Source organism: Haloferax sp. AB510 (assembly GCF_024136985.1).
In the GTDB taxonomy this organism is placed as follows: Archaea; Halobacteriota; Halobacteria; order Halobacteriales; family Haloferacaceae; genus Haloferax.
This window is the reverse complement of record NZ_JAMYJY010000132.1, coordinates 1-8,878: the sequence shown is the minus strand read 5'-3', so window position 1 is coordinate 8,878 and position 8,878 is coordinate 1. Positions and strand designations below refer to the sequence as shown.

The window sequence follows — 8,878 nt, the reverse complement described above, 5'->3', positions numbered from 1 at the left end:
CGGCCGACCACCCCGCCGCCGACCGCCCGGCGACCGCCACGGTCGGCGACCGCTACTGCGGCAACTGCACGTACTTCGAGTACGTCCGCACCTCCGACGGACTCAAGCCCTACTGCGCGGCCCACGACGAGATGATGCAGGACATGGAAGCCTGCGACGAGTGGTTCCCGCGCCGCCGCGAGTAGTCCCGCCAGCGAACCGGCAACCGCCGGCATACCGCCGACCGTTACTGTTCTCCGCCGTTCAATCTCACGTCCACGTCGCGCCAGTGACTCCCGCGCCAGAACACCTGCCCGCAGTCGCGACACCGCCACAGCGCCGTCTCAGCGGGACTCGGCGCGTAGTCGGGAACCGACTCGTCGCGGCCGACCGCCTCCACGCGGCCGTTACAGACGCCACATCGCGACGGTTCCTCGTCCAACGAGACCGCGAACCCGACTGATTCGAGTTCGCGGAGTTGCGCGATTGGCTCCCGTTCGGTGAGGAGGACACTCCGCGAGGCTCGCTCGGCCAGTCGCACGTCGCGGGTGAGAAGGACGCGCCCCTCGGCGTCCGCCCGCGCGAGCAGGCTGTCGTCGCCGGGGTCGGTTCGGGGGTCGTGGTTACCTTCAGAATCACCCGCCTCGTCCTCGCTGTCGAGCACGTATTCGGCGTCGTAGCCGCACATCCGCAGGTACGTGGCGAGTTTGCCGAGCATCACGTCCACGAGGAGCGCGGTGTCGCCGGGTGCGGCGCGGTCGACGCCCGAGGCGACCGTGCCGGGGTGGTCGGCCCCAACGTCGTCGGTCACGCGAGGAAGTCGGACAGTTCCTCGACCGACCGCGCGTTCAGCACGTCCGCGGTCTCGACCCAGCCGCGGCGGGCCGTGTGGACCCCGTAGCGGGCGTGGTCGAGTTCGGCCGGTCGGTGGGCGTCAGTGTCGATGACGACCGTCGCGCCCGCCTCGACGGCGATTTTGAGCGCCTCACCGTTCAGGTCGAGGCGGTACGGGCTGGCGTTGAGTTCGAGCGCGACACCGTGTTCGACGGCGCCTCGGCGAGTCGCTCGTAGTCGAGGGGCAGGCCGGGCCGCTGGTTGATGAGTCGGCCGGTCGGGTGGCCGAGGATGTTCACCGCGGGGTGTTCCATCGCGGTGACGAGTCGCTCGGTCGCCGTCTCGCGGTCCTGGTCGAGCGCGCTGTGAGGCGAGGCCACCACCACGTCGAGTTGGTCGAGCACGTCGTCGGCGACGGAGATGCCGCCCTCGGCGTCGATGTTGGCCTCGACGCCGGTGAACACCGCGATGTCGGCGTCTTCGCCGACTGCGCGGACCTCGTCAATCTGGTCGAGCAGGTCGTCGTCCTCGACGCCGACGCCGCCGACCATGCCGGGGCCGGTGGCGTGGTCGGTGACGGCGTGGTAGTCGTAGCCGCGCTCCGCGGCGGCCGCGACCATCTCGGCGATGCTGTTGTCGCCGTCGGACCAGTCAGTGTGGGTGTGGAGGTCGCCCCGGAGGTCGCCCTCCGCGAGGAGATCTGGCAGGTCGCCGTCGGCGGCGCGCTCGATTTCGCCGGTGTCCTCGCGCATCTCCGGCGGGACGAGCGGGAGGTCGAGCGCGGCGTACATCGACTCCTCGGTGTCGCCGGCGACGCGGGTTCCGGCCCGCGGGCCGTCGTCGGGGTCGTCCACGTCCGAGACGTCGAACATCCCGTACTCGTTCATCTTGAGGCCGCGGTCGATGGCGATGTTGCGGAGGTGGACGTTGTGGTCCTTGCTCCCGGTGAAATACTGGAGCGCCGCGCCGTACTCCGCGGGGGCGACGACGCGGAGGTCGACCCGCATCCCGTTCACCCGGACGCTCGCCTTCTGCTCGCCCGCCTCGATGGTGTCGCCGACGAGGTCCCACGCGAGGAAGCGGTCGATGACCGCCGCGGCGTCGGCGCTCTCGGCGAGCACGTCGATGTCGCCGACCGTCTCGCGCCACCGCCGCATCGACCCCGCGGGTTCGACCCTGCCGACGGCGTCGTGGTCGCCGAGGTACGCGAGCAGGTCGTCGGCGACGGGTCGCGCCTTTCCGAGCAGTTCGCGACCGGTCGCCTCGCGGGCGAACTCGATGCCGTCGAGGATGTTCGCCTCCGTCTTCGCGCCGAACCCCTTGACCTCCTGTATCTTTCCGTCGCGGGCGGCCGCTTCGAGGTCGTCGAGGTCGGCGACGCCGAGCGCCTCGTACAGTTTGCCGACCGTCTTCGGGCCGACGCCCTCGACGCTCGTCAGGCCGGCCATGTCAACCGGCAACTCCTCGCGGAGTTCCTCCAACTCCTCGATGCGGCCGGTCTCGACGTACTCGACGATTTTCGAGGCGATGGCGTCGCCGACGCGGTCGATTTCCTGCACCGCGTCTTCGCCCTCCGCGGCGAGTTCCTCGACGGGTTTCGGATACTCGCGGACGTTCTCGGCGGCCCGGCGGTAGCTCGACGGCTTGTAGGCCACGTCTTTCGCCTCCAGCAGGTCGGCGAACTCCTCCAGCAGGCTCGCTATCTCGTCGTTTCGGCTCATCGGCCCCCTCGCTTACTCTTGCCGCCGTCGCGACCCAGCGCCTTCTTCAGGAAGCTCATCCAGCGCTTCTGGTCCGCGGCGTTCTGGCGGTGTTCTTCCTGTTCGAGGTCGACCGGCCGAAGCTGTTCGAGGGCGTTCAGCGCCCGGTCGATGCCGACGATGTCCTCGGCCAGTCGCCGCCCCTCGTCGTAGCTCACCTCGTTGTCCTCGATTCGCTGGAGCCGTTCGAGGCGCTCGCGGCGGAGGTTCCGCTTCGCTTGGTCGACGCGTTCTCGCTCCCCCGACGGGATGGTGTCGCGGCGCTTTATCTCGAAGACGAACTCCCTGAGGTCTATCTCCTCGCCTTGGACCTCGATGCGATCGGGAATCTGCGTGCCGACGGTCGCACCCTCCCGATTGACGCGCTCCAAGAGCTGTTTACGCTCGAACTCCTTCACGTCCGGTCGTTGTCCCGCGCGGCACTTCGCTCCTTCGCCCGGTCCGGCTCAACTCTCTCGATCCGCTGAGCGTCCTGCCGAGAAACAGGTCCGAAACCCCCGAATAACGGTTATTCTCTCGGCCGTCGTACTCTCTTCTGAACCATGTCAATTGACACCAATCCACATAATAGTGCCGACGCCCCGGACGCCGCCGGCGACTCGCCGGCTGCGTTCGTTCAGGCCCGGCTGTACGCGTTCTACCTGCTCACGGTCGTGACGCTCGGGATGGCGGCCGTCTTCGTCAGCGAACTGCTTTCGTTCGCCATCGTCGGCTGGGGCGCGGGCGGCGACGTGCTCGCCGAGCACCGCCTGCACCTGATGGTCATCGCGGCGAACGTCTGGATAATCATCCTCGGCGTCGCGAGCCAACTGTACCGCCCGCTGAAGCGCGTCGCGCTCATGCAGGTCGCCTTCGCGGTGACGACGCTCGTGCTCGTCGGAACCATCGTCGGCGGCGGGCCGGTCGAGGAGGTCATCCCCTTCTTCGTGCTCACCGGGCTCATGGTGCTGTTCCACCCCGCGGGCCGCGATATCGTCTCGGTCGGCGACGACTACAGCCCGGCGCTCCTCGGCCTCGTCGCGGTCGCGGCGCTCCCGGTGCTCGCGTTCGCGATCAACCAGTTCGGTCTGCAGGCGACCGGCGACATTCACGCCGTCGCCGGCCACTACATGGAGATGACGACGATGGCAATCGGGCTGTTGCTGCTCGGCCTCGTTTCGTCCGCCGGCGCGCCCGGCCACCGCTTCGTCGCGTGGCTGACCGGCGGCCTCGCCGTCTACTTCGGCGCGGTCTCGCTCGCGTTCCCGACGCAGGTGTCCAGCGTGGGGATGATGTGGGCGGTCGCGCTCGTCGCGTGGGGGCTGGCGTTCGTCGTCGCGAGCGAGCTTCGGGTCAGCGGCCGGACCGCTGTCGCCCAGGAGCGCCCGTTCTCGATGCCCGGGCAGCCGCGGGCCTAGGCTTTCCGCGAACGGTCCCGCACGCGCACCGCCGACCGGACGAGATAGCCTGATTCGCGTCTGACACGTCGACGGTGGCGTCACCGGCCGCTCTCGCCCGGAGAGATTCGCCGCTTTCTCCGACAGCGGCCCCGTATCCGTCGTCTCTCGTCGCAAACTCCGGCGGAGAGACGAACCTTCTTATGGTTCTCTTGGATACCGTGAGGTATGGGTTTGTTCGACCGACTCCGCGGCAAAGACCACCCCCGCGTCGCCTTCATCGGCATCGACGGGGTCCCGTTCACTCTCCTCTCTGAGCATCCCGACGAGTTCCCCAACTTCGCGGCGCTGGCCGACGCGGGCTCGGCGGGCGACATCGACAGCATCGTCCCGCCCGAGTCCTCGGCGTGTTGGCCGGCGCTCACGACCGGCGTCAACCCCGGCGAGACCGGCGTCTACGGCTTCCAAGACCGCGAGGTCGGCTCCTACGACACCTACGTCCCGATGGGTCGGGACGTACAGGCCACCCGCGTCTGGGACCGCGTCACCGATGCCGGCCGCAAGGCCACCGTCATGAACGTCCCCGTGACGTTCCCGCCTCAGCGCAACGTCCAGCGCATGGTCTCCGGTTTCCTCTCGCCCGGCGTCGACAAGGCCGCCTACCCCGACGACTTCCGCGACGCGCTCACCGAGATGAACTACAAAATCGACGTGAACGCGAAACTCGGTCACGACGACGACAAGACCGCGTTCATGGAGGACGCCCGTAAGACGCTCGACCGGCGCTACGAGGCGTTCGAGCGCTACATCGACCAGGACGACTGGGACCTCTTTTTCGGCGTCTTCATGACGACCGACCGCGTCAACCACTTCCTGTTCAAGGACTACGAGCGCGACGGGAAGAACAAGGACGCCTTCATGGAGTTCTACCGCACCGTCGACGACTACCTCGGTCGCATCCGCGACGCCCTTCCCGAGGACGTGACGCTCATCGTCGCGTCCGACCACGGCTTCACCTCGCTCGACTACGAGGTCCACTGCAACACGTGGCTCGAGGAAAACGGCTGGCTCTCCTACGAGGACGACGACCACGACTCGCTTTCGGATATCGACGAGGACTCGAAGGCGTACTCGCTCATCCCCGGCCGGTTCTTCATCAACCTCGAAGGGCGCGAGCCCCGCGGGTCGGTCCCGCAATCCGAGTACGAGGACGTCCGCGACGAACTCAAGGCCGAACTCGAAGCGCTCGAAGGGCCCGACGGCAACAAGGTCGCAGACCGCGTCGTCGTCAAGGAAGACGCCTTCCGCGGCGACCACGACGACATCGCCCCCGACCTCGTCGTCATCCCGAACCACGGCTTCGACCTGAAGTCCGGGTTCAAGGGCCACGACGACGTGTTCGGCGTCGGCCCCCGCAACGGCATGCACTCGTTCGACAACGCGACGCTCTACGTCGACGACCCCGGCGCGGTCATCGAGGACGCCGACCTCTACGATATCGCACCGACCATCCTCGACCTCATGGACATCGAGTACAGCCGCACCGAACTCGACGGCGCGAGCCTCATCCAGCAGTAAGCGACCGCTTCGGGTTCCGGATTCGTTTTTTCGCAGTCGCTCGCGGCGATTCGCGGTTTACTGCCGGACTGCGCTCCGCACGTCCCGTTCCAGTCGGTCCGCGTGGGCCAGTCGCATCTCTCGCGCCTCCGCGGCCGTGACCGTCTCGCGGCCGTCTATCTCGTGCGACACCGGGCTGTAGGCATCCACGTCGAAGCCCATCCGGTCGAGGTACGACCGCACCGCCTCGGAGTCGAGTCCGTCTTCGATGGCGGCGTTGACGTAGCCGAGAACCGCGTCGAACTCGGGAAGGACGACCTGGTCGTCCGCCACGCGCCCCCTGTCACCCTCGATTCTGAGTTCCGCGTCGTCGAGGCGGTTCACCACGTCCGCGACGCTGTTCGCCAGCCTGAGCACGTCGCTCGGGAGGCCGCAGTCGGGCGAGCGCCACTCGACCGTGCCGAACTCGGCTCTGAGTTGCACCGGCGTCCAGATTGCGCTCTCGGGGTCGAAGTTCGCCTCGATGGTCGCCCGGTCGACGCCCTCCTCCTCGGCGCGCACGAGGAACTCCTCGAACCGGCGTTCGAGACGGCGCGACCACTCCCGCGTGTCGTCGGCGTAGCGCCACAGCCGACCCTGATGCGGCACGTCGTCGTAGGTCATCCGCCGGTACAGCTTCGACCGCGCGCCCGCCGCCAGCCGCTTTCCGTCGTAGTACGGCGAGGAGTTCACGAGCGCCAGCGCGGGGTCCAGCGCCACGAGCGCGTTGTACTGGTCGATTTCGCGGCCGGGCCGCTGTTCGACGTGGACGTGCGTCCCCACGCAGTGCCGCGCGTACTGGAAGTCCGACCCGACGACGCGGTTCTGGATGCGGGTCCGGTCGCTCCGGCGCTCCGTCACCGCCTCGACACTCACCGGCGTGGCGAGCGGGACGAGTCGCTTTCCGACCTCCTCGGCCCGCGAGAGCACGTCGCCGAGTCGTTCGTACAACTCCGCGCGCAACTCGGCCCCCGAGTCACACGGCGTCGTCTTCACCTCCAACACGGGCTCGACGAACTCCCGTTCGGCCCCCGGCGAGGCGTCGAGCAGGTCGTCCGGGTCGCTGAACGACCCGTCGTCCTCGACGACCCAGTACTCGACTTCGATACTTCGCCGGAGCGGGTCAGTCGATTCAGACATGATGACTCCGGTGGCGTGCCGAGTCGAGTCTCACACGTATCGTTTCGTCCCACCCTCCTCCAGTTATTGTTAACACATAGCACGGATTGGCGGCATGACGGAAAAATCATTCGCAGATTGAGGAGGAGACCGCCATTCGGTGGACGAACGTCTTGAAAACGTGAGATTATGTGGTCGTTAGTCGCGTCAGTGGCGGCCGGTCGCTATCACAGCAGGTCATCGAGGTCGTCGTTGTGCCACATCTCTTTGGGGTCCTCTCGTTTCTCGGTCTTGGCCTGGTCGATGGCCTCGCGGGCGCGTTCCATGAACGACTCGACCCGCTCGGAGCGCTCGACGCCGCCGAGGAGGACGAGCGACGCGAGACGGCCGCTCTCCAGCGGGAAGTCGCCGCCGCGGACCTGCAGACTGCCGGTCTCCTCTTCGACCCAGCGGCGCGCTCGCTCGACGCCCTTCCGCGGGATGGTGTCGGGTTCGCCGGCGGCGATGACGAGCGCGGAGTCCGCGTCGCTCGCGTCCGGCAGGCTCGTTCCCGTCAGGACGGCGCGGCGGGTCGTGCTCATGATGGTGTTGATGTTGTCCTCGGCGTCCGGGGAGGCCTCGGCGCTCGCGTAGCCGAGCGCGGCGATGCCCCCGGAACGGAGGGTGTTAATGACTTCGGAGGTGTCGACGACGCTCTCGCCGACGCCCTCGGTCGCCTCACCGGCCGCCAAGAGCAGACCGACGCGCCGGGCGATGGCCTCGTTGATGGCGTCGTAGCCCTCGCTCATCGACTCGCCGGACGATCGGAAGGCGTCGTTGTCGACGAGGAGGACAGCGTCGGACTCGCGGGCGATGGTCTTGAGCGACCGACCGGCGTTCACCTGATACATCGCCCCCTCGTCCTGTCCGGGCAGGACTCCGAGGACGTACACCGGCACGTCGTAGACGCGGCGAAGCGCCTTCGCGAGGACGGGCGCGCCGCCGGAACCCGAGCCGCCGCCGAGCCCGGCGACGACGAAAATCGATTCCGCTTCGGCCGTGACGCGGCCGTCGAGGGCGGACATGATCTCGGTCTGGTCCGACTCCATGACCTCGGCTCCGAGCTCGTTGTCGCCGCCGACGCCGTGACCGTTGACGCGGTCTTGGCCGATGAGGACGGTCTCGACAGGAAGCGGCTGGAGGTCCGCTTTTGCGGTGTTCACCGCGACGGCGTCGAGTACCGCGCCGAACCCCATCTCTCGATCGAACGACTGGAGAGCGGTGGTGAGCTTCCCACCCGCTTGCCCCACACCAATCAGGACGGTTTTCATACCACAATCCACTCCGTCGCTCGTCTTGAACGTTCCCCACGGGCGAACTGTTCGACCGCTCGGGTCGTGGTCGGCTCCGACCGCGCCGGAGCTTTATATCAGATGACGGGACCAGGCCGCCACATGACGACCGACCCAGTCCACTTCGACGCTAACGGTGACACAGACACCGGAACACCCGCTTCCCGCGGACCGGTCGCGGCGGACCACACCGCCGACCACACTGCCGACCTCGCCGCGCGGCTCGACGCGGTCGAGCGAACCCTCACCGACGGCGACGCCGACTTCTCGTCGCTGGCGGACCTCGCGGCCGTCGAGCGCCGGGTCTCCGAACTCGAATCGTCGGTCGAGTCGCTCACCGAGCGCCTCGACGAGATGGACGCCGCGACGCAGGCGATGCGCGGCTACCTCGGCGGCGTCCGCGCGGTCAACGAGGACGTCGAGCGACGGGCGAACGCCGCACTCGCCAAGGCCGAATCGCTCGAAGCGGAACTCGTCGACGAGACGGCGTCTCCCACACCCTCTCGGTCGGCCAACGCGCTCGCCGCGGAGGCGGCGTCCCACGCCGAACGACCCACCGAGGGGCGCGGCGGTACTCCTAGGCGCGAATCCGACATTCACGCCGCCGACTCTCGCGACGACTCCGCAGACCGCGGACTGGCCGCCCGTCTCCGCGACGCGCTGTGATTCGCGTCGTTCTGACGTGTCTCCTCGCGGTTGCTATCGCCGGCGTCGTCTTCCCGGCGGCCGACGCCGCGAGAGCGGACGCGACGACCGTCACAATCGGCTCGATGGCCGACGACATCGCGCACGCCGCGACGGCGCTCGCGGCCGCGGAAGACCCGACACCCGCCGGTGTGGCGGGTGCGTGCCGTCACGTCGTCCTCGACGTTCCCGCCGGTTC

7 protein-coding genes and 3 pseudogenes are annotated in these 8,878 nt (G+C 68.1%); 5 read left to right on the top strand and 5 right to left on the bottom strand.

What is annotated here, in order from left to right; translation table 11 throughout:
• Positions 1-185: pseudogene (locus tag NKF06_RS18390) on the top strand (ribonuclease BN); the annotation flags it as partial.
• A gap of 41 nt (positions 186-226) precedes the next feature.
• Here NKF06_RS18390 and NKF06_RS18385 read toward each other — a convergent pair.
• From NKF06_RS18385 to NKF06_RS18375, 3 genes and pseudogenes are all read right to left on the bottom strand, one after another.
• Positions 227-790, bottom strand: a complete 564-nt coding sequence (locus NKF06_RS18385; protein ID WP_253246241.1) for a Mut7-C RNAse domain-containing protein — start codon at positions 788-790, stop codon at positions 227-229.
• Positions 787-2,534 (bottom strand): annotated as a pseudogene (gene polX / locus NKF06_RS18380) (DNA polymerase/3'-5' exonuclease PolX). The gene NKF06_RS18385 and the pseudogene polX overlap by 4 nt, the downstream one beginning before the upstream one ends.
• Positions 2,531-2,971 carry a DUF5788 family protein gene (locus NKF06_RS18375; RefSeq protein ID WP_253246240.1) on the bottom strand — a complete coding sequence of 147 codons (441 nt, stop codon included), beginning with the start codon at positions 2,969-2,971 and terminating at the stop codon, positions 2,531-2,533. Before NKF06_RS18375 ends, polX begins: the two are co-directional and overlap by 4 nt.
• 144 nt (positions 2,972-3,115) lie before the next feature.
• Between NKF06_RS18375 and NKF06_RS18370 the strand changes: the two genes are divergently transcribed.
• The gene (locus NKF06_RS18370) at positions 3,116-3,970 is read left to right on the top strand and encodes a hypothetical protein (protein WP_253246239.1); all 855 of its coding nucleotides are present in this window, start codon (positions 3,116-3,118) and stop codon (positions 3,968-3,970) included.
• Positions 3,971-4,177: 207 nt separating this feature from the next.
• Complete coding sequence (locus NKF06_RS18365; protein ID WP_058827207.1) at positions 4,178-5,527, top strand: alkaline phosphatase family protein; 1,350 nt, start codon at positions 4,178-4,180, stop codon at positions 5,525-5,527.
• A gap of 57 nt (positions 5,528-5,584) precedes the next feature.
• On the opposite strand, the gene NKF06_RS18360 is transcribed toward NKF06_RS18365, so the two are convergent.
• Together NKF06_RS18360 and NKF06_RS18355 are read right to left on the bottom strand one after the other, a co-directional pair.
• Positions 5,585-6,685 (bottom strand): glutamate-cysteine ligase family protein, encoded by a 1,101-nt coding sequence (locus tag NKF06_RS18360; RefSeq protein WP_253246238.1) that lies wholly within the window; start codon positions 6,683-6,685, stop codon positions 5,585-5,587.
• A gap of 206 nt (positions 6,686-6,891) precedes the next feature.
• Positions 6,892-7,974, bottom strand: coding sequence for a tubulin/FtsZ family protein (locus NKF06_RS18355; RefSeq protein ID WP_253246237.1), 1,083 nt, complete (start codon positions 7,972-7,974; stop codon positions 6,892-6,894).
• A gap of 123 nt (positions 7,975-8,097) precedes the next feature.
• Between NKF06_RS18355 and NKF06_RS18350 the strand changes: the two genes are divergently transcribed.
• Together NKF06_RS18350 and NKF06_RS18345 are read left to right on the top strand one after the other, a co-directional pair.
• Complete coding sequence (locus tag NKF06_RS18350) at positions 8,098-8,661, top strand: hypothetical protein (RefSeq protein WP_253246236.1); 564 nt, start codon at positions 8,098-8,100, stop codon at positions 8,659-8,661.
• Positions 8,658-8,878, top strand: a pseudogene (locus NKF06_RS18345) (hypothetical protein); the annotation flags it as partial. The gene NKF06_RS18350 and the pseudogene NKF06_RS18345, both read left to right, overlap by 4 nt.